The organism is Pseudomonas sp. Mb7 (assembly GCF_054790525.1).
Map to the genome: position 1 here is coordinate 2,429,638 of NZ_CP186501.1, position 19,697 is coordinate 2,449,334.

General features: G+C 60.7%; 18 protein-coding genes. 1 reads left to right on the top strand and 17 read right to left on the bottom strand.

The genetic code is table 11. The features are described 5' to 3' along the window. Positions 1-3 precede the first annotated feature (3 nt). The 7 genes from ACOYXH_RS11130 to argH all read right to left on the bottom strand — a co-directional run bounded on the left by ACOYXH_RS11130 (position 4) and on the right by argH (position 7,375). Complete coding sequence (locus tag ACOYXH_RS11130; protein ID WP_095048899.1) at positions 4-1,182, bottom strand: MFS transporter; 1,179 nt, start codon at positions 1,180-1,182, stop codon at positions 4-6. Positions 1,183-1,345: 163 nt separating this feature from the next. Continuing rightward, entirely contained in the window at positions 1,346-2,233 is an 888-nt protein-coding gene (locus tag ACOYXH_RS11135; RefSeq protein ID WP_460410683.1) for a polysaccharide deacetylase family protein, read from the bottom strand. Further along, positions 2,226-3,071 carry a polysaccharide deacetylase family protein gene (locus tag ACOYXH_RS11140; RefSeq protein WP_220556153.1) on the bottom strand — a complete coding sequence of 282 codons (846 nt, stop codon included), beginning with the start codon at positions 3,069-3,071 and terminating at the stop codon, positions 2,226-2,228. The genes ACOYXH_RS11135 and ACOYXH_RS11140 overlap by 8 nt, the downstream gene beginning before the upstream one ends. A 208-nt stretch (positions 3,072-3,279) precedes the next feature. After that, the gene (locus tag ACOYXH_RS11145; protein ID WP_095048902.1) at positions 3,280-4,104 is read right to left on the bottom strand and encodes an ABC transporter substrate-binding protein; all 825 of its coding nucleotides are present in this window, start codon (positions 4,102-4,104) and stop codon (positions 3,280-3,282) included. A 38-nt stretch (positions 4,105-4,142) separates the two neighbouring features. Beyond that, positions 4,143-4,907, bottom strand: a complete 765-nt coding sequence (locus ACOYXH_RS11150; protein WP_064587499.1) for an amino acid ABC transporter ATP-binding protein — start codon at positions 4,905-4,907, stop codon at positions 4,143-4,145. 10 nt (positions 4,908-4,917) lie between these two features. Beyond that, positions 4,918-5,796 carry an amino acid ABC transporter permease gene (locus tag ACOYXH_RS11155; RefSeq protein ID WP_095048903.1) on the bottom strand — a complete coding sequence of 293 codons (879 nt, stop codon included), beginning with the start codon at positions 5,794-5,796 and terminating at the stop codon, positions 4,918-4,920. A 151-nt stretch (positions 5,797-5,947) separates the two neighbouring features. Continuing rightward, positions 5,948-7,375, bottom strand: a complete 1,428-nt coding sequence (gene argH / locus ACOYXH_RS11160) for an argininosuccinate lyase (RefSeq protein ID WP_095048904.1) — start codon at positions 7,373-7,375, stop codon at positions 5,948-5,950. A gap of 296 nt (positions 7,376-7,671) precedes the next feature. Here argH and ACOYXH_RS11165 point away from each other — a divergent pair, with 296 nt between their 5' ends. Next, positions 7,672-8,637 (top strand): LysR family transcriptional regulator, encoded by a 966-nt coding sequence (locus ACOYXH_RS11165; protein WP_220556156.1) that lies wholly within the window; start codon positions 7,672-7,674, stop codon positions 8,635-8,637. A 2-nt stretch (positions 8,638-8,639) separates the two neighbouring features. Here ACOYXH_RS11165 and ACOYXH_RS11170 read toward each other — a convergent pair whose 3' ends face one another. From ACOYXH_RS11170 to arnB, 10 genes are all read right to left on the bottom strand, one after another. Beyond that, positions 8,640-9,158: a GNAT family N-acetyltransferase gene (locus ACOYXH_RS11170; RefSeq protein WP_095048906.1), complete on the bottom strand. Its 519-nt coding sequence runs from the start codon at positions 9,156-9,158 to the stop codon at positions 8,640-8,642. 107 nt (positions 9,159-9,265) lie between these two features. Continuing rightward, positions 9,266-10,888 (bottom strand): ArnT family glycosyltransferase, encoded by a 1,623-nt coding sequence (locus ACOYXH_RS11175; protein ID WP_460410684.1) that lies wholly within the window; start codon positions 10,886-10,888, stop codon positions 9,266-9,268. Continuing rightward, positions 10,861-12,240 (bottom strand): UDP-glucose dehydrogenase family protein, encoded by a 1,380-nt coding sequence (locus ACOYXH_RS11180; protein WP_460410685.1) that lies wholly within the window; start codon positions 12,238-12,240, stop codon positions 10,861-10,863. The genes ACOYXH_RS11175 and ACOYXH_RS11180 overlap by 28 nt, the downstream gene beginning before the upstream one ends. Continuing rightward, positions 12,237-12,641: a 4-amino-4-deoxy-L-arabinose-phosphoundecaprenol flippase subunit ArnF gene (arnF, locus tag ACOYXH_RS11185; RefSeq protein WP_258709858.1), complete on the bottom strand. Its 405-nt coding sequence runs from the start codon at positions 12,639-12,641 to the stop codon at positions 12,237-12,239. The genes ACOYXH_RS11180 and arnF overlap by 4 nt, the downstream gene beginning before the upstream one ends. Then, positions 12,638-12,982 (bottom strand): 4-amino-4-deoxy-L-arabinose-phosphoundecaprenol flippase subunit ArnE, encoded by a 345-nt coding sequence (arnE, locus tag ACOYXH_RS11190; protein WP_095048910.1) that lies wholly within the window; start codon positions 12,980-12,982, stop codon positions 12,638-12,640. The genes arnF and arnE overlap by 4 nt, the downstream gene beginning before the upstream one ends. Beyond that, positions 12,979-14,631 (bottom strand): lipid IV(A) 4-amino-4-deoxy-L-arabinosyltransferase, encoded by a 1,653-nt coding sequence (gene arnT / locus ACOYXH_RS11195; protein WP_460410686.1) that lies wholly within the window; start codon positions 14,629-14,631, stop codon positions 12,979-12,981. Before arnT ends, arnE begins: the two co-directional genes overlap by 4 nt. Further along, a complete protein-coding gene (arnD, locus tag ACOYXH_RS11200) occupies positions 14,628-15,512 on the bottom strand; it encodes a 4-deoxy-4-formamido-L-arabinose-phosphoundecaprenol deformylase (protein WP_460410687.1) in 885 nt (294 codons plus the stop codon). Before arnD ends, arnT begins: the two co-directional genes overlap by 4 nt. Then, positions 15,512-17,503 (bottom strand): bifunctional UDP-4-amino-4-deoxy-L-arabinose formyltransferase/UDP-glucuronic acid oxidase ArnA, encoded by a 1,992-nt coding sequence (gene arnA / locus ACOYXH_RS11205; protein ID WP_460410688.1) that lies wholly within the window; start codon positions 17,501-17,503, stop codon positions 15,512-15,514. The genes arnD and arnA overlap by 1 nt, the downstream gene beginning before the upstream one ends. Next, complete coding sequence (gene arnC, locus ACOYXH_RS11210; protein ID WP_220556160.1) at positions 17,500-18,522, bottom strand: undecaprenyl-phosphate 4-deoxy-4-formamido-L-arabinose transferase; 1,023 nt, start codon at positions 18,520-18,522, stop codon at positions 17,500-17,502. The genes arnA and arnC overlap by 4 nt, the downstream gene beginning before the upstream one ends. Then, entirely contained in the window at positions 18,519-19,667 is a 1,149-nt protein-coding gene (arnB, locus tag ACOYXH_RS11215) for a UDP-4-amino-4-deoxy-L-arabinose aminotransferase (protein ID WP_095048915.1), read from the bottom strand. The genes arnC and arnB overlap by 4 nt, the downstream gene beginning before the upstream one ends. Between the last annotated feature and the right edge of the window lie 30 nt (positions 19,668-19,697).

A 19,697-nucleotide genomic window follows, 5' to 3' on the forward strand; every position in this document is an offset into this window, starting at 1 on the left:
GCATTAATGTTGAATTGAATCCGCGCGACGTCCGCTAAGAAAGCACAGGGTGCCGCCCATCGCGGTGAGTGCGCTCAAGGCATAGAACATCGTCGGTGCCGGTGTGTGCATCAGCAGGAAGCCGCAGATCACCGGGCTCAGTGCACCGCCCAGCGCCGCCAGATTCTGCGCGCCGTAGTAGCTGCCGCGCAGTTCTTCCGGAGCGAGGGTGTCGACAAAGAGGAACTCCGACGGGTAAATGATCATTTCGCCCAAGGTGAAGATGAACATGGCGATGCACCAGCTCAGCAAGCTGTCAGCCAGGCTGAAGCCGATAAGACCGAGAATGAACAGGCCGGTGCCGGCGGCGATCCAGTAGCGCAGTTTCTCGCGGCTGAGGAAGCGGCCGATCTGGTATTGCAGCAGGATCACCGTGATCGCGTTACAGGCGAGCAGGGCGGCCATGACTTGCAAGGCGCGCTTGGAGTCGCTGACCACCAGCAGGTATTGCGACAGATATAGGGTGAAGCGCCCGTGCACCACCGTGCTGAGCAGGCAACCGCAGGTGAACATGATCAGGGTGCGATCGTTTTTCAGGGTGACGAGGGTTTTCAGAAAGCTTGGCGGCTGACTGACCACGGCAATCGGGCTGGTGTCTTTGGGGATGCCGATCATCAGGAAGATACTGCCGAAGGCGATGGCGGCGGCGATCAGGAACGGTGCGATCGGGTAATGCCCGGCGATCACCACACCGAGCATCGGCCCGGTGGCGTAGCCGATGTTGGTCAGTGTATAGCGCAGGGAAAACGCCTTGGCCCGTTGGCTCATCGGCAGGTTTTCGCTGAGTATCGCCTTCGAGCCGATGAGGAACAGTGCCGACGCGGTTTCGGTAATCACCAGAGTCGCGGTGGTCAGGTACAGATCCTGGGCGAACGTCAGCAGGACGAAACCGATGGCACTGGAGAGCATGGCGACAATCAGCAGCCGGCGTTTTTCCAGGCGATCGATGATGTAGCCGCCATACAGCGCAAGCAGGGTGGCGATAAACACCGCAATGCCCAGCAGCAGCCCTACATCCTGCTGGTTGAGACCGAGTTTGGTGCTCAGAAACAGCGTCAGCAGCGGGCTGGTGATGGCGCGGCTGACAACAATGGTCAGCGAGACAATCATCAGACGGCGGATGACGAGCGAGTAAGTGGCCACGGGGAATCGAATGTCCTTTTTTCAGTTGTTTTTGTGTTCGACTACAGACCGCGTCGTGCCCTTCGCGAGCAGGCTCGCTCCCACAGGGAATGTCTGAACAATGAAGAACCCTTGTGGGAGCGAGCCTGCTCGCGAAGGCGCCTGATCAGCCAAATGCGTTCGGTCATGACAGATAGTCCCGATAGTGCTGCTCATAAACCGCTGCCGGGTGATCCGCGCCGACCGGTGCTGCGGTTTCTGCCCACCATTGCGCAACCTCGGCACCGGTGGCGATCCACACATCGTCATGTTGTTGAATGCCTTGCAGCAATTCGCGCAGCACGCTGATGCGTCCGGGTGTGGCGATGATTTCCGGGTGCAGGCGCAGCACATAACACAGGCCGAAGCGATGAAATCCGGCGAAGTCCATTTGCAGGTTGCCCAAGGTGTGACTGTAAGAGGCGATCCGCGATTGCGCCGGTGGCACGGCGGGGCTGAGATTGAAGGCGAAGTACGGTTCGTCTTCCAGTTCATAGTGCAACGGCAGTTCGATCACCTCAGGCGCAGTGGGATGGGCGAATGGCAGATCATCGCCGCGCCACGAAGAGGACCAGACGATGCCATGATCTTTCAACGCGGCCATAAAACCCGGCGCGCCGTTGCCGGCAGGGAGGCGAAACCCTCTCGGGCGTTGACCGGTCAGGGCTTCAAGTGCCGCACATCCCTTGCCGACGTCGGCACTTTGCGCCGCCAGATCAAGCCCGTCGTAATCCTGATGGTGGTAGCCGGCGCAAGCGATCTCATGCCCGCCGGCGCGAATCGCAGCGATGTGCTGCGGATTTTCTTCGGCGACGATACCGGGCACGAACCAGCTGCTGCGCACGCCCAGTTCCGCGAATAGGTCGAGCAAACGCGTGACGCCACGCTGGCTGCCATATCGCCAGACCGACAGGGTCTTGTCGCGACCTGCCACTTCCGGCGCCTGGGTGAGAATGCCGTGGATGTCGTTGTAATCGACGGTCAGCACAACTGCGCAGCGCTTGCCAGCGGGCCAGATCCTGGAATCAACCATGGTGATGCTCCTTCAGCCACCAACGGGCGACATCGCGGCAGGTGGCGAACCACACGTCATCTCGCTGGCGCATGTGTTCGAAGAGTTTTTCCAGCAACAGGATGCGTCCCGGTTTGCCGGTGATTTTCGGGTGGAACAGGGTGGTCAGGCACAGGCCTTCATTCATCGCGCCGTCGTATTCGCGCTGCCAGTTGTCGAGGGTCAACGCATAACTGGCGGTGCGATCAAGGCCGGACGGAAAGTTCGGCGCGCGGGTGTAGGCGAGGGAGGCGTAATCGTCCATCTCCCAGCGACCGGGGATTTCCACCAGCGGCGTGCTGTGGCCGGGGACGTTGACCAGATACGGGCGATCGTCGCCGCGCATGCTGCTGGAGTAAATGACGCCGTTGTCCGCAAGCATCGCCGGGGTTTCGGCGCGCCAGTCGCCGGACGGGGTACGGAAACCCTCGGCGCGGATGTGCAGGTGTTGCCAGAACACGTCCCTGGACTTGGCCATGACGGTTTGCTGTTGCTCCAGCGTCAGGGCGTAGAAAGATTCGTGTTTGTAGCCGTGATAAGCGACTTCATGGCCGCGCTCGACGATGGCCTGACATTGCTTCGGCCAGTTTTCCACGACCCATGCCGGGACGAAAAACGTGGTTGGCAACTTGAACGCGTCGAGCAGATCGAGCAGGCGAGGCAGGGCGCGGTAAGGGCCGTAGCCGCCGAAACCGAAGTACTCGGGTTTGTGCCAGATCGAGCCATTGAGCATGGCGTCGCCAGTCGGGCCGTCAAGGTCGAAGGCCAAGGCGAGGCAGGCTTTGTGTGGGGCGGGCCAAGTGGGTTGGCACGAAGACATGGTTGTGGCTCTCCGGTGTTGATCAATAGAAAACCTCACCCCAGCCCTCTCCCGGAGGGAGAGGGCGCCGACCGAGGTGCTCTTTAGCGCGACATCGACCTGAAAGACCGCGCCGAGCTCAGGTTTCGAACACTTGAAGATCAGCTCCCTTTCCCCCTCGCCCCCTTGGGGGAGAGGGTTGGGGTGAGGGGGGGATCGATCTCGAAGGTTACTTGCCAGCGTTGATGGTCACTTCCTTGATCGCGCCCAGTTCCAGCTCCCACTTCTTCAGGATCGCGCCATAGCTGCCGTCATCGACCATGCTCTGCAGGGCAACCTTCACCGCTTCACTCAGCTCAGGCTTTTTCTTGCTCACACCAAGGCCGGTGAACTGCACGGAGATCGGCTGGCCGACGGTCTTGTACATGTCCTTTTCCTGAGTCTTCAGGTACGACAAAGTCTCGCTGCCTTGCATCGCCGCGTCGATGCGACTCTGGCGCAGTTGCGCACGAGCGTCGGCCGAGCCTTCGGTGCCGATCACGTTGATCGCCGGTTTGCCGGCCGCTTCGCAGTTGGCCTTGCTCCACGCGGCGATTTCCGCCGGGAACGTGGTGCGGCGGCTGGTGCCGACTTTCTTGCCGCACAGGTCGATGATCTCGTTGGTCGCGGCGTTCTTCTGCAAGGTGTAGAACTGCGGGCCGCTGGTGAAGTAGTCGACGAAGGTCACGCTGGCCTGACGCTCGGCGGTGTCGGTCATGCCCGACAGCACCATGTCGACGCGGTCGGTGGTCAGCGCGTTGATCATTTGCTCGAAGCCGGTTTCCTGCCATTTGATCTTCACCCCCAGACGTTCGGCGAGGGCATTGCCCAGGTCGTAGTCCAGGCCGGTGAGGGTGTTGGTCGCCGGGTCCTTGAAATCCATCGGTGGATAGTTGGGCATGATCGCGACGACGATCTCGCCTTTTTCCTTGATGCTGGCCGGCAAATCGGCGGCCACGGCGAAACCGCAAGACATGACGGACGCGAGTACAGCGGGGATTACGAAATTCTTCATGGTCGTTCTCTTATGCGTGTTGTGACACCAATCGGTGCTTAGGTTCGAACGGCAGAAATGAAGCTTTGGGTGCGCGGGTTTTGCGGACTTATTAGTATTTCTTCGGGGCTTCCAGCCTCCACGATCTGCCCGCCGTCCATGAACACCATGCGATTGGAAACCTCGCGGGCGAAGCCCAGTTCATGGGTGACGACGATCATGGTCATGCCGGTCTGCGCGAGATCTCGCATCACCGACAGCACCTCACCGACCAGTTCCGGGTCGAGTGCCGAAGTGGGTTCATCGAACAGCATCAGCTTCGGACGCATGGCCAACGCTCGTGCGATCGCCACACGTTGCTGCTGACCGCCCGACAATTCGATCGGATAGCTGTCGCGTTTGTCGGCGAGGCCGACGCGGGCCAGCAGTTCCAGGGCTTCTTCGTGCGCCTCTTTCGGCGAACGCTTGAGCACCTGGCACGGGCCTTCGATGATGTTTTGCAGCACAGTCATGTGCGGGAACAGGTTGAAACGCTGGAACACCATGCCGGTGGCCAGGCGTTGCCGGGCGATCTGCGACTCGTTGAGTTCGTGCAGTTTGTTGCCGACCACGCGGTAGCCGACCAGTTCGCCGTCAACCCAGAGGCCGCCCTTGTCGATCTTTTCCAACTGATTGACGCAGCGCAGCAGGGTGCTCTTGCCCGAGCCGGACGGGCCGATGATGCACAGCACTTCGCCTTGCTCAACCTCGATGTTGATGTCCTTGAGCGCGTGGTACTGGTCGTAATACTTGTTCAGGCTGACGGCCTTGACGATGCTTCTCATGTTCGACTCCTCAAGAACGCTTGCCGGCGCCGCGAGCGAAACGACGCTCCAGACGGCTTTGACCGAAGGACAGCACGGTGACGGTGGCCAGGTACCAGATACCGGCGACGATCAGTAGCTCCATCACGCGGGCGTTGGCGTAGTAGATGTTTTGCGCGTTGTAGAGCAGTTCCGAGTACTGGATCACGCTGGCCAGCGAGGTCATTTTGACCATACCGATAAACTCGTTGCCGACCGGTGGAATGATGATGCGCATGGCCTGCGGCAGGATGATCCGGCGCAGCGCTTGCAGGCGCGGCATGCCGATCGACTTGGCGGCTTCGTACTGGCCGGTGTCCACCGACAGCAGGCCGGCGCGCACCACTTCAGCGGTGTAGGCGCCCTGATTGATGCTCAAACCGAGCAGCGCGGCCACGAACGGCGTCATCAGGCTGACGGTGTCGAGTTCGAACACGCCCGGAATGCCGATGGTGGGGAAAATCAACGCCAGGTTGAACCACAACAGCAGTTGCAGAATCAGCGGCGTACCGCGAAATAACCAGGTGTAGGTCACGGCCACGTAGCGCAGGATCGGGTTGGCCGACATGCGCATGATCGCCGTGATCACCCCGAAAACGATGCCCAGCGCCATGGCCAGCACCGCCATGATGATGGTGTTGAACAGGCCCCACATGATCGCTTCAGAGGTGAGGAACTGGCCGATGTACGACCATTCGATCTTGCCTTCGGCGAAGGCGCGCACCAGGCCGATAATCGCGATGACAATCACGGTAGCGAAGAAAATCCGCCCGTAATAGCGCCGAGGCACGTGCTGGTACTGGGTGATATCGAACTGGTTTTCCGCCAGTTTGCGCTCCGACTGGAGTCGTTCTGCCTGGGTCTGGCTCATGGTGTTTCTCCCAACTGTTCTTTCAAATCCAACACATTCCACTGTAGGAGCGAGCCTGCTCGCGAAGGCGACAGCACCTTCAACATCGCAGTTGGCTGACCCATCGCTTTCGCGAGCAGGCTCGCTCCCACGGGGTTTTGCGTTGGCGGCTTCAGAGGCGGAAGCCCTGGTAGTTTTCGGTCCACTGCTGTTGCGCGGCGAGGGTGGTTTTCAAGCGGCCGATCTGTTCGCGCACCTGTTGCGGCGCAGTACCACCCCAACCATTACGGGCCGCAATGGCGGCTTCCAGCGTCAGGCTGTCGCGCACATCGGCGGTCAGGCGTGGATCGATCTCGGCCAGCAGCGCCGGCGAGGCCTCCCACAATTCGATGCCGTGTTTTTCACAGGCCTGCACCAGCGCCCCGGTGATTTCGTGGGCTTCCTTGAACGGCACGCCGCGCACCGCCAGCCAGTCGGCAACCTCGGTGGCGAGGGTGAAACCCAGCGGGGCTTGGCGGCGCAATTCTTCGACGTTGACGGTCATGGTCGCGACCATCCCGGCCATGGCTGGCAGCACCAGCAGCAACGTGTCGACGCTGTCGAGCACGCCGTGCTTGTCTTCGCTGAGGTCGCGGTTGTACGACAGCGGCAAGGATTTCAGCGTCGACAGCAAACCAGTGAGATTGCCGATCAAGCGTCCGGCCTTGCCCCGCGCCAGTTCGGCGATGTCCGGGTTTTTCTTCTGCGGCATGATCGAGCTGCCAGTGGCGTAGGCATCGTCCAGATCGACCCAGCGGAACTGCCGTGATGACCACAGGCAAAACTCTTCGGCCAGCCGCGAAATGTTGATCCCGAGCATGCTGGCGATAAACAGGAATTCGGCGACGTGATCGCGACTGGCGACGGCGTCGATGGAGTTTTCGCAGACCCCGGCGTAGCCCATTTCCTTGGCCGATTGCTGCGGCTGGCGGGCTATCGCCGAACCGGCCATGGCCGCTGCGCCGAGTGGCGACAATGAGGTGCGCGCGTCCCAGTCCACCAGACGCTGCACGTCCCGCAGCATCGATTGCGCGTGGGCCAGCAAGTGGTGAGCGAATACGATCGGTTGCGCCTGCTGCAAGTGAGTGAAACCCGGGCAGATGCTTTCGACGTGTTGCTCGGCCTGAGTCACCAGCGCTTGCTGCAAGGCGAGGACTTCGACGGCGAGGGTGCGTACGTGATCGCGCAGAAACAGGCGCAGGTCGTTGGCGGTCTGGTCGTTGCGCGAACGGCCGGCGCGCAGCTTGCCGCCGAGGGCGCCGAGGCGTTCGGTCAGCAGGCGTTCGATAAAGGTGTGAACGTCTTCGTCATCCAGCGTTGGCGCAATACGTCCGGCGCGGAAGTCGGCACCGATGCCGTCCAGGGCTTCCAGCATGGTGCGGGTTTCCTGCTCGTTGAGCAGACCGGCCCGCTGCAGTTCGCCGGCATGCGCCTTGGAACCGGCCAGATCGTACGGCGTCAGGCGGAAATAGCGCTCGGGGCACCGGGAGAGGGCGGCCAGGGCGGCTGAAGGGCCGCTTTTGAAACGGGCACCCCAGAGACGGTCGGTGGCTTGAGACATGTGTTGTTTTCCTCGTCGGTAACGCGAACTGAAATCGCTGTGCATGGCCGTGATCGTTGCTGGAAAGTCAGCAGACGGCGTCAGGCCAAAGCAGTGTTCAAGAGGGCAGTTGCTAGAGAGCGAGAACTGATCGAAGTGTCAGCTTTTAATGTTTCGAGATCAGTGAGTTGGCACTGATGTTCGGGATTTTTTGGCGGTTGCCAAGGCTGGTTTTCTGTGATCATTATTATTAGCCGGCGATGTTTTTGTTGTTGGACACAGATTGTTGAACATTGCGCCAGAGGTAAATCAGCATTATGGAAACCCCACTTTCCAATTCCGGAAACCCGCCACCGAAAATGGCCCACCGAGCACCGCTGACCCTCAGCGGACTGGATTTCAAACTGCTCAAGGTGTTCAAGGCGGTGGTCGAGGCAGGAGGCTTCAGCGCCGCGCAAAACGAGCTGAACGTGGGCCTTGCGGCCATCAGCAAGCAGATCTCCGACCTGGAAATCCGCATCGGCATGCGTCTGTGCACACGCGGCCGCGAGGGGTTTCACCTGACCGAAGAAGGTCGCCTGGTGTATCAGGCGTCGATTGATCTGTTTGCGTCGGTGGACAACTTTCGTGATCGACTTAGTTCTGCGCAGAATGAACTTATCGGTGATCTGGGTGTGGGCGTTATCGACAATACGATCAGTGATGAAAACTCACCGCTAGTTGCCGCGCTAAAACAACTTAACGAACAATCGCCGAAGGTCAGGTTTCAACTTCAAGCATCGCAACTGGATGAAGTGGAAAGAGGCGTGGTAGAGGGGCGTTTAGTGGCTGGAATAGTGCCGGTTTATCAACGCCGTGAAGAGTTCGATTATTACCCGCTGTACGAGGAGCGCTCGGAAGTCTACTGCGCGGTCGGGCATCCGTTGTTCGACATGGCGGAGGCGCAAATGGGCAGCAATGTCTTGCAGGAATACGAGTGCATCAACCACCGCTACGCGATCCATCGCGACAAGCTCAACTATGCGCGCTATGACAGTTTCTCGGCGTCAGCGACCCAGGTCGAAGCCGTGGCCTTGCTGATCAAGACCGGCCGTTTCGTTGGTTTTCTGCCCCGGCATTACGCGGCAACGCTGGTGGCAGCAGGGCAGATGCGTGCGGTGCTGCCCGAGCGGATCAACATCATGACGCCGTTCAATCTGATCCTGCGGCACAACACCGTGCGCAGTCCGTTGGTGAAGGCATTCGCAGAGGCATTGGGCGTCGATCTGAAAGCCACGATCTGATTTCAAGGCAACGTCAGGCGCATGGCGCAGCGCCGGTGGCCGGGTAAACCGTGGGCGATTTCATCGTTCAAGGCGTCGACTAAATACCCGCTTGTTTCCTCGCTATTCAAACGCTGGAAACCGATCTTCTGATAGAACGGCGCATTCCACGGCACATCAACGAAGGTGGTCAGCGTCACGGCGCAAAGTTGTTGCGCCCAGGCATGCTCGATGACCGCCGACAGCAACTTGCGGCCAATACCCTGACCCTGAAAGTGCTGGCTGACGGACAGCTCCTCTACATGCAGTTGGTTATCGACCGGGACGGCCCGCAAGAACCCGGCAAGTTGCCCTTCAGGGGATCGTGCGACCCAAACCCTGGCCTGCTCGATGGCCTGTAAATGCAATTCGACGCCGGCCACTTCGGCGTCGGCCAGCCAGGCCAGTTGCGGATCGAGGCGAAACAGCCCGGCGGCCGAGCGTTCGATGGCGGGGAGGGCGGGCGCGTCAGCGGGCTGCGCAAGACGGATGGTCATATTCATGTAGGAGATGCCACAGTCTACGATTTTGAATTTGGGACGCGGAGCGTCCCAGGCTGCATGCCCACGCAGAGTGTGGGAACGATCAAGATCGCAGCCTTCGGCAGCGCCTACAAGGGATTAGCGTAAAGCAGGACGTAATCGTTTTTGTCGAAGCGGCCACTGAGTATCGGTTGCAATTCACCCAGCGGCGTCCCCCGCAGGGCCAGAAAATCACTGCGATCCATCATCAGCCACGCCGGACCTTTGAGCGCCTCCAGTTGCTGGATCGAGTCGCTGAACTGCGGTTGCAGATCCTGCTCGATATTGACCATGAACTTAATCGCCTTCGCATCCTTGCCCATGCCATGCAACACCAGCGGCGCCGGCTTTTGTTGAACCTGGGCAAACACCGCGTGACTGAATCCCTGGGTGTCGTACAAACGCCGCTCCACCGGCTCGAACACTGCCGCGTACACCGTCCACAGCGCCAACACCGCAGACAACGCCAATACCTCGACACGCCAACGCGGGATCAACAATCGCGACAACGCCAAGAGTTGCAGCAGGCCCAGCACGATCAACACCAAAGACACTTCACTCAATTGCTCGGGAAAGCGCCGTCGAGCGACCAGTAACACAACCATCAACAATCCCGGCGTAACCAGCCAAACACCCAGCATCAACCCGCGCAACCAACGAAACACCCGCCCATGCGCGACCTGAAACGGATACGCCGCAATGATCGCCGCCATGGGCAGCATCGGCAGCAAATACCGCGCCTTCTTCGCCTGGGGAATCGACAGCCCGACCATCACAATCAGTCCCGCCGCCGCGCAGTACTGCACCAGACGCAGCGCCGGGCCACGTTGCTGCGGTTTGCCCAGCCAGGCCGCCACCAGTACCAGTAATGCCAGCGGATAGGCCAGCGCATAGTTGCCGAACGAACTGGTGAAGTAATACAGCGAACCGCTGACGCCTTCGCTGCCGTCCATGCGCCCCATGAACTGCATGCGGATCACGTCCTGCAAGAAGACCGGGCCACCGCTGAGTTTCGCCAGCCACAACAGCAGGCCGACACAGACTGCGAGCAACAGCGAAGCCAGTACGCCGAACACCAGCAGACGCGTCCACTCACGGTTGAGCAGGTAATAGCTGCACAGCATGCCGGTCGGCACCACCAGACCAATCGGTCCGCGAATGCCGAAGCCGAGCAGCAGCAACGCGAAGATCAGCGGCCAGTGACGCTTGCCGGCAAAATGCTCATGGGCATAACCCAGATAGAACACCGCGAAGGCCACCGCTGCAAGCATCAAGTCCTGCGACACCGCGCGCACTTCAGTGACGAAACCGCTGGTGAGCATCAGCAACGCAATACTGATCAACGCCCAACGCCGCGAGTACGGTGCCAGCAGTCGATACATCAGCGTCACGATCAGCGCGCCGGCGCCGGCACTTGGCGCCCACGCCGTAAACGCATTCACCGCGCCGAACGGCAGCGACAGCAGCCAGATGAACAGCGTCGAAACCGCTGAATAATCCGCATACGGTTGATCATAGGTGGTCGGAAACACCGTCGGCCCATGCCGCAGCATTTCTTGCGCGAACAACACGAACCGCGAATCGAAACCGATCGGCGCCTGCCCGTAGACCCCGGCGATGAACACTAAAAACGCCAGCAGCCCTGCGATCAGGGACTGCCGGCGAATCTCAGGCGATAAGCTGATCAAGCGACGTCGGACGCGTGTGGCCATTGTTGCAGCGGGATCGGCAACTTACGCGATTCGCCACGGCCCATCGGGAAGTACTGGAAACCATTGCGCGCCAGTCGCTCGGCGTCGTACAGGTTGCGGCCGTCGAAAATCACCGGGGTGTTGAGGCGCTGTTTGATCAGATCGAAATCCGGCGCCTTGAACTGCTGCCATTCGGTGCAGATGATCAGTGCGTCGGCGCCGGGCAGTACCGATTCCGGCGTGCCCATCAACATCAGCTTCGACTCGTCCGGGTAAAGGTTCTGGGTTTCCTGCATGGCTTCCGGGTCGAAGGCGCGCACGCTGGCACCGGCGGCCCACAGCTCCTCCAGCAAGACACGGCTTGGCGCATCGCGCATGTCATCGGTGTTGGGTTTGAACGCCAGGCCCCAGAGGGCGAAAGTCTTGCCGCGCAGATCACCCTTGTAGAACGCGTTGATGCGCTCGAACAACTTGTGTTTCTGCCGCTGGTTGATCGCCTCGACCGCTTGCAGCAAATCGCTGGAGCAGTGCGCTTCTTCGGCGCTGTGAATCAATGCGCGCATGTCTTTGGGGAAGCACGAGCCGCCATAACCGCATCCCGGGTAGATGAAGTGGTAACCGATGCGCGTGTCGGCACCGATGCCCTGGCGTACCGATTCGATGTCGGCGCCCAGGTGCTCGGCGAGTTCGGCGATCTGGTTGATGAAGCTGATCTTGGTCGCCAGCATGCAGTTGGCGGCGTACTTGGTCAGCTCGGCGCTGCGCAGGTCCATGAACATGATGCGGTCATGGTTGCGGTTGAATGGCGAGTACAGATCGCGCATTACGTCGCGCACCTCATCACCTTCGCAGCCGATGACGATACGGTCCGGGCGGCGGCAGTCAGCGACTGCCGAGCCTTCCTTGAGGAATTCCGGGTTGGAGACGATATCGAACTGCAGCAGGCGGCCGACCTTGATCAAGGCTTTTTCGATGTGCGTGCGCAGGGTGTCGCCCGTGCCTACCGGCACCGTGGATTTCTCGACGATGATCACCGGCTGTTCGCGATGGCGAGCAATGGCATCGCCGACCGATAGCACGTAGCGCAGATCGGCCGAACCGTCCTCACGCGACGGCGTACCCACGGCAATGAACGCTACCCGACCGTGCTGCACAGCGAGTTTTTCATCGGTGGTGAATTGCAGGCGTTTCGAATCCAGACCTTCGCGTACCAGGCTGGCCAGCCCCGGTTCGAAAATGCTCACGTGACCCTGGCGCAACAGGTCGACCTTCTTCTGGTCGACGTCCATGCACACGACATCATGGCCGACTTCGGCCAACACAGCCGCTTGCACCAGACCGACGTAACCGCTGCCAAATACTGTGATTTTCATGGAGCACTCCTGAATTCGGGCGCACGAGCCGGACGAGTGTTGATGGTGATGACCCCGAGCATGACCAGCGCCACGCCCAGTGATTTAGTGAAACTAAAAGATTCGTTGAACAGCGGCAGACTGGCCGCCAGCAGATAAACCAGCGCATAGCTGATGCTCAGCAGCGAGTAAGCCCGGCCCAACGGCAGATCGCGCAGGGCGGCGAGCCAGCAAAGCATCGACAGGGCGTAGGCAAAAATCGCCGCAATGACCACGGCCAGGGCCAGCCAATCGAGGCTGTCGATGTGCAGCCATTGTTCCGGCACGGGCAGGCGGGTCATGCTCCAGCGCATGCCCAATTGCGCAGCGCTGACGAGGAACACACTGCCTAGCGCGAAGGTGATGCCGCGACGTTGATTCATGACTGTTGTCCCAGCAAAACCACGCCGCCGATCACCAATGCCACGCCAAGCCAATGCTGGCGGTCGATGGGTTCACGGAAGACGAAGCGCGCGATCAGGGTGATCAGCACGAAGTTGAGGCTGAGCATCGGGTAGGCGATGCCGACTTCCAGACGCTGCAACACCAGCAGCCAAACCAACAGACCCGAGCCGAGGGCGAGCAGGGCCAGCCACAACCACGGCGTACGCAGTTTGTCGGCCCAGCCCGACTCGACACCGCGCCAGCTCTCCACGGCGTGCTTCTGCGCAACCTGCCCGAGGCAGGTGAGCAGGCACGCAGCCAACAGCAGCAACAGGCTCATGACGCCTCCTTGGGCAGGATCATGATCACCAGGTTGCCCTGCTCATAACGGACGCCGTCCTTTGGCAATCTGTCGATTTCGTCCAGTTCGTCCTGCCCCTTGACGCGCATCACCACGCCGACCGCACCGCTGCGGCGTGCCTCGCGCATCCACTGTTGCACGTGATCGGGATCGACCCGCTGTTGAATGCCGTCAGGATAGGCAAGGCCATATTTCAATTCGCCTATCGTGTTGTACAACGCGACTTGCGGGGTTTTCAGGCGCCAGGCCAGTGCGGACGCGGCACCGAGGTCGTTACTCAGCAGGTGGGTGGTTTGCGCCAGTTCGGTGACGTGATGCTTGATGAACTGGTCCGGCATCTTGTTGGCGACCACCGATTTGGGCAGCGCCGCCGGCAACACCGCGATCAGCAACAGGCTGCCCAGCGCCGGAGCCGCCCAGCATTGCAGCGGCAGAAAGGCTTGCAGCAGGTTGGCGATGATCCAGCCGATCAGGGCAATGAACACCAGCACCAGGCTGTGCAGTTCGTGGTCGTAGACCGGTTTGGTCAGTTGCAGATAGACCAGCGCGATCAACGTGACGATGCCCAGCAACAGATTCAGCACACCGTTGATGCTCAGCGCCCGACCTTGCTCCAGACGCAAACGATCGGCCAGCGCATTGCCCAGCAGCAACGCCATCGGCAGCAGGCACGGCAGGATGTAGGTCGGCAATTTGCCGTTGCTTAGGCTGAAAAACAGCAGCGGCATCAGCAGCCACAGCAGCAAAAACACGACTTTGGGCTGAGCGCGGCTTTGCCAGGCTTGCTTGAACGCGGTCGGCAACAACCCGATCCACGGTAGACTGAACGCGACCAGCAGCGGCAAGTAAAACCACCACGGCGCATCGTGTTGTGCGTCATCACCGGCAAAGCGACGAATGTGTTCGTGCCAGAAGAAGAACCGCCAGTAGTCCGGTTCCTGCGCATGCACCGAAAGCACCCACGGCAGGCTGACGAGGATCGCCACGGCAATCGCCACCGGGCCGAACATCAGCAGTTCACGCCAGCGTTTTTGCCAGAGCATCCACGGCAGGGCGATCAGCACCGGCAGCAACCAGGCGAGAAAGCCCTTGGTCATGAAACCCATGCCGCAGGCCAGCCCCATTACCGCCCAGGCTGCCATGCGCTTGCCGTTGGTGTGGCTGTCGAGGGCAAACCACAGCGCCACCAGACTCAGATTGACCCAGAAGGTGAATTGCGGATCGAGGTTGGCGTAACCGGACTGACCGGCAACAATCGTGAAGCTCATGTAGAGCAGGGCGCAGACGAAGCTTTTACGCGGTTCGCTCCACAAACGCCGGGCGAGCAGATAGCACAACAGCACGCTCAAGCCAGTGCTTAGCGCCGACGCAAAGCGCACGCCGAACAGGTTCTGCCCGAACAACGCCTGACCCAGCGCGATCATCCAGTAACCGGCAATCGGCTTCTCGAAATAACGCAGGCTCATGAAGTGCGGCGACACCCAGTTGCCACTGAGCAGCATGTCCTGGCTGATCTGCGCGTAACGGGTCTCGTCGGGAATCCACAAGCCATGCGTGCCCAATGGCAGCAGATAGGCCAGCAGGCAAATACCCAGCAACAGCAGTGGCAGCGTCCAGCGTTTAATCATGCGCCTTGTACTCCCAGCCAGCCTTCACGGCCGTCGAGGGCGCCGCGTTGCACGCGACCCACGGGCAAGGTATTGAAAAACTCGGGCAACAAGTCGCCTAGCGGTTTGAAATCGATACCTCGCTGGCGTGCATCGGCCAGCAACTGACGAAAACCCTCAGCCATCAGAATCCCTTCGACTTCGGCGTGAATGGTGTAGACGTTGAGCTGTTGCGGGCGGAAGTGATCGAGGAGGAACGCGTTGTAGTTCCGCGCGGCAACGATGGGGCCGACGACTTCGTCGAAGGTCGGCAGGTCCACCGGAATCTGCGGCGTGCCCGGCGTGCCATCGGCCAACAGCGGACGAAACAGACGCCGCCCACGGCAATCGCTGTTGTAGCGAAAACCGAAGGCTTGCTTGGCCTCGATCACGCGCTCGTCGGCACGCCAACCGGCGGCGGCCGAGCACTGGATTTTCTCGCCGAGAATGTCGCTCAAGGTGTCGACGCCCTGACGGATCTGCTCGATCAGTTGCGTGTCGCTCCAGCGCCCGGCATTGGCCTGCCAGCCGTGGTGATCCCACGCATGCAAACCCACTTCATGACCGGCATCACGGGCCTGACGCATCAGGTGCCCGAGATCGCGGCCAATCGGCTTGCCCGGCCACGCGGTGCCGGCGAGCAGAATGTCCCAGCCATACAGGCCGGCGGCATTGGAGCGGAGCATCTTCCAGAGAAACTGCGGGCGGATCAGGCGCCACAGATGCCGGCCCATGTTGTCAGGGCCGACACTGAAGAAGAACGTTGCCTTGATCTGCGCCTCGTCGAGCATTTCCAGCAAGCGCGGCACACCTTCACGGGTGCCGCGAAAGGTGTCGACGTCGATGCGTAGACCGGCCTGCATTAGCGCTTGTCCGCTTGTTCGAGCATGGCTTCACGCAAGAAGAAGTCGAGCGTGTTGCCAATGGTCTCGCGCATTTCCACGGTCGGCGTCCAGTCGAGCAGACGTTTGGCGTTGGCGATGCTGGGTTTACGGTGTTCGACGTCCTGGTAACCGGCACCGTAGAACGCCTTGCTCTCGACATCGCGGAAACCGGCGAACGGCGGGAAGTTGTCGCGCAGCGGATGCGCTTCGAACTGACGCAGCAGCTCTTCACCCAACTGACGAATGCTGGCTTCGTTATCCGGGTTGCCGATGTTGATGATCTGGCCGTTGCAGACGTCGTTGTCGTTATCGATGATCCGTGCCAGCGCCTCAACGCCATCGGCGATGTCGGTGAAGCAGCGCTTCTGCTCGCCACCGTCGAACAGGCGAATCGGCGTGCCTTCGACCAGGTTGAGGATCAACTGGGTGATGGCGCGGGAGCTGCCGATGCGGGCCGAATCCAGACGGTCAAGGCGCGGGCCCATCCAGTTGAACGGGCGGAACAGGGTGAAATTCAAGCCCTTGGCGCCGTAGGCCCAGATCACCCGGTCCAGCAGTTGCTTGGACACGGAGTAGATCCAGCGCTGCTTGTTGATCGGGCCGACCACCAGGTTGGAAGTGTCTTCATCGAAGTGTTTGTCCTGGCACATGCCATAGACTTCCGAGGTCGACGGGAAGATCACGCGCTTGTTGTACTTGACGCAGTAGCGCACCAGTTTCAGGTTTTCTTCGAAGTCGAGTTCGAACACACGCAGCGGGTTGCGGGTGTATTCGATCGGCGTGGCGATGGCCACCAGCGGCAGGACCACGTCGCACTTCTTGATGTGGTACTCGATCCACTCGGAGTGAATGCTGATGTCGCCTTCGACGTAGTGGAAGTGCGGATGGCTGCGCAGACGGTCGATGGCGTCGGAACCGATGTCCAGGCCATAGACTTCGTAGCGGTCGTCACGCAGCAGGCGCTCGGACAAGTGATTGCCGATAAAGCCGTTGACGCCGAGGATCAGCACCCGCGTGCGGCGTGGCCCACGGCCAGACTCGGCACCGCGCAGCAGTGAGCCGTCGACCAGACCGAGTTCATTGGCCAGTTGCGGGCCGCTGAGGAACAGACCGTTGTCGTTGCGCTGACCGGAGAGGATCACCAGCGAATCTTCGCCGCAGGCAATGCGCAGCGGATTGACGCTGATTACTCGGCCCGGTGCCTGGCCGTCGTTGCCCTTGGCAACTTCAGCGCTCCAGACGATCAGTTTGTGCTCGCCCACAGCGCAGAACGCGCCCGGGTAAGGTTGGGTCACGGCACGCACGAGATTGAACAGTTGCTCGGCCGGTTTCGCCCAGACCAGTTTGCCGTCCGCGGCGGTGCGACGACCGAACACCGTGGCTTTCGATTCGTCTTGTGGGGTTTCGCTGATCTTGCCTTGCAGCATGGCCGGCAAGGTGTCGCGCAGCAGATCCGTCGCGGCGATGCGCAATTTGCCGTGCAGGCTCAACGCGGTGTCGCTGCGTTCAATGGCGATACGCTGTTGGGCAACAATGGCGCCGGCATCGGCACGTTTGACCATGCGGTGCAAAGTGACGCCGGTTTCGCTTTCGCCGTTGACCAGTACCCAGTTGGCCGGGGCGCGGCCACGGTAGCTTGGCAGCAGCGAACCGTGCAGGTTGAACGAACCTTTTTTCGCCAGTGCCAGCAGCGGCTCGCTTAGCAGGTTGCGATAGTAGAACGAGAAAATATATTCAGGATCGAGCTTGGCGATGCGCTCGATCCACAGCGGGTGGTTGACGTCTTCCGGCGCATGCACCGGGATGCCTTTGGTGGCGCACAGTTGTGCGACCGAGCTGTAAAACGCGTTCTCTTTCGGGTCATCGGCGTGAGTGAACACCGCCGCAATGTCATAGCCGCTGTCGAGCAGGGCTTGAATGCCGGCGCAGCCAATATCGTGGTAAGCGAAGACAACAGTTTTTGCACTCATGAGTGAACCTGACCGGTAGTAGAAGTAGAAGAGAGACCGTCAACCGTGACGGCAGGCGCTGGCTCGGCGGCGTGGCTGCGCAAGACTTTTTCGATGAAGAAACGCGGGCGGGCGCGCACGTCGCTGTACATGCGCCCCAGGTATTCGCCGAGCAGGCCCATGCCGATGAACTGGCCACCGGTGAACACAAACAGCACCGCGAACAGCACGAACATGCCGTCACCGGCCCAGCCGGAACCGAAAGCCAGACGCATAACGATCAGTGCGAAAGCAAACAGCAACCCAAGCCCGGCCATGGTGAAACCGACGATGCTCAGCAGGCGCAAAGGTGTAGTGGTCATGCAGGTGATCAGGTCGAACATCAGGTTGATCAGGCGCATCGGGCTGTACTTCGAATCGCCGTGCTCACGTTCGGCGTGGGCGACGACGATTTCGGTGGTGTGGCGGGCGAAGCTGTTGGCCAGAATCGGGATGAAGGTGCTGCGTTCACGGCAGGCGAGCATTGCGTCGATGATCGTCCGGCGGTAAGCGCGGAGCATGCAGCCGTAGTCGCTCATGGCCACGCCGGTGGAGCGTTGCACGGCGAGGTTGATCAGCTTCGACGGATAGCGGCGCAGGGCCGAATCCTGGCGGTTGCCGCGCACGGTGCCGACCACGTCGTAACCCTTTTCCGCTTCGGCGACCAGCCGGGGGATTTCTTCCGGCGGGTTCTGCAGGTCGGCGTCGAGGGTGATCACCACATCGCCTTTGCATTGTTCGAAACCGGCCATGATTGCTGCGTGCTGGCCGTAGTTACGGTTGAGGATGACCGCCACGAACGGGCTGTCTTCACGGGTCGCGGCTTCTTCCAGAAGGTTGGCGGACTCGTCACGGCTGCCGTCGTCGACGAGGACAATTTCAAAGTCGTGACGCAGCATCTTGCAGGCGGCTTCAGTACGGCGCAGCAGTTCCGGCAGGCTGTCCTGTTCGTTGTAGACCGGGATGACGATCGACACACAGCGGATCGGATAGGTTTTCACGGGCGTTTGTCCATAAGGGTGGCGATGGCGCCGACCACGCGATCAAGGTCCTGATCGCTCATGTCGGGGAACAACGGAATCGAGCACAGCCGCGCCGAGTTCCACTCGGTGTCGGGCAGGTAAAGGTCGGGGTCGCGCTGGCGATACCAGGTGTGCAAGTGGGTGGCGATGAAATGGATGCCGGAGCCAATGCCTTGGTCCTGCAAGCCTTTCATGAAGGCTTCGCGGTCCATGCCGCAGCGCTCGCTGTCGATGCGCAGGATGAACAGGTGCCAGGCGTGGGTTTGTGCGTAGGCGGGCAGGGCCAGCGTTTGCACCGGCAGGCCTTCGAGTTTTTGCCGGTAGGCGGCGGCCAGTTCGGTGCGGCGCGCATTGATTGCGTCGAGACGCTCCAGTTGCACCAGGGCAATCGCGGCATTGATGTCGGCGAGGTTGTATTTGAACCCCGGTTCCATCACTTGCGCCTGCGGCTTGCGGCCACCGGTCAGACGATCGTAGGCGTCGACGCCGAGACCGTGGAACTTGAGCATGCGCACGCGGCTGGCCAGCGCTTCGTCGTCGGTGACGAACATCGCGCCTTCGGCGCAGGTCATGTTCTTGATCGCGTGGAAGGAGAAAATCGCCGTGCCTTGCACACCGACGTGCCGGCCCTTGTAACGGGTGCCAGCAGCGTGGGCGGCGTCTTCGATAATGGCGATGCCGTGTTTGTCGGCCAGCGCGTACAGCGGATCAAGATCAAACGCGGCGCCGGCGTAATGCACAGGAATGATTGCTTTGGTGCGTGGGGTGATGGCGGCTTCGATGCGCGCGGCATCGGTCATCAGGGTGTCGCGATCAACGTCGACGAACACCGGTGTGGCGCCGAGCAGGGAGATCATGTTGGCGGTCGAGACCCAGGTCTGCGACGGGGTGATGACCTCGTCACCCGGGCCAATGCCCAAGGCCAGCAAAGTGATGTGCATGCCGCCGGTGGCCGAGGAAAGTGCCACGGCGTGTTTGCAACCGACATAGTTGGCGAAGTGTTCTTCCAGTGCCTGGTTTTTAGGGCCGGTGGTAATCCACCCTGACCGCAATACTTGTTCAACGGCGGCTATTTCTTCATCGCCGATACTCGGGCGGGAAAACGGCAGAAACGCTTGACTCATAAGAACCTCGAGGCGATAGCCATCCTTCAG

What these genes read in the sequence shown, in the direction of transcription:
- arnB (WP_095048915.1), bottom strand. Translation starts at nt 19,667, where the DNA reads ATGAGTCAAGCGTTTCTGCCGTTTTCCCGCCCGAGTATCGGCGATGAA.
- ACOYXH_RS11135 (WP_460410683.1), bottom strand. Translation starts at nt 2,233, where the DNA reads ATGGTTGATTCCAGGATCTGGCCCGCTGGCAAGCGCTGCGCAGTTGTG.
- arnT (WP_460410686.1), bottom strand. Translation starts at nt 14,631, where the DNA reads ATGATTAAACGCTGGACGCTGCCACTGCTGTTGCTGGGTATTTGCCTG.
- ACOYXH_RS11180 (WP_460410685.1), bottom strand. Translation starts at nt 12,240, where the DNA reads ATGAAAATCACAGTATTTGGCAGCGGTTACGTCGGTCTGGTGCAAGCG.
- ACOYXH_RS11175 (WP_460410684.1), bottom strand. Translation starts at nt 10,888, where the DNA reads ATGGCCACACGCGTCCGACGTCGCTTGATCAGCTTATCGCCTGAGATT.
- ACOYXH_RS11140 (WP_220556153.1), bottom strand. Translation starts at nt 3,071, where the DNA reads ATGTCTTCGTGCCAACCCACTTGGCCCGCCCCACACAAAGCCTGCCTC.
- ACOYXH_RS11145 (WP_095048902.1), bottom strand. Translation starts at nt 4,104, where the DNA reads ATGAAGAATTTCGTAATCCCCGCTGTACTCGCGTCCGTCATGTCTTGC.
- arnA (WP_460410688.1), bottom strand. Translation starts at nt 17,503, where the DNA reads ATGAGTGCAAAAACTGTTGTCTTCGCTTACCACGATATTGGCTGCGCC.
- ACOYXH_RS11170 (WP_095048906.1), bottom strand. Translation starts at nt 9,158, where the DNA reads ATGAATATGACCATCCGTCTTGCGCAGCCCGCTGACGCGCCCGCCCTC.
- arnD (WP_460410687.1), bottom strand. Translation starts at nt 15,512, where the DNA reads ATGCAGGCCGGTCTACGCATCGACGTCGACACCTTTCGCGGCACCCGT.
- arnF (WP_258709858.1), bottom strand. Translation starts at nt 12,641, where the DNA reads ATGAATCAACGTCGCGGCATCACCTTCGCGCTAGGCAGTGTGTTCCTC.
- arnE (WP_095048910.1), bottom strand. Translation starts at nt 12,982, where the DNA reads ATGAGCCTGTTGCTGCTGTTGGCTGCGTGCCTGCTCACCTGCCTCGGG.
- ACOYXH_RS11155 (WP_095048903.1), bottom strand. Translation starts at nt 5,796, where the DNA reads ATGAGCCAGACCCAGGCAGAACGACTCCAGTCGGAGCGCAAACTGGCG.
- ACOYXH_RS11150 (WP_064587499.1), bottom strand. Translation starts at nt 4,907, where the DNA reads ATGAGAAGCATCGTCAAGGCCGTCAGCCTGAACAAGTATTACGACCAG.
- ACOYXH_RS11165 (WP_220556156.1), top strand. Translation starts at nt 7,672, where the DNA reads ATGGAAACCCCACTTTCCAATTCCGGAAACCCGCCACCGAAAATGGCC.
- argH (WP_095048904.1), bottom strand. Translation starts at nt 7,375, where the DNA reads ATGTCTCAAGCCACCGACCGTCTCTGGGGTGCCCGTTTCAAAAGCGGC.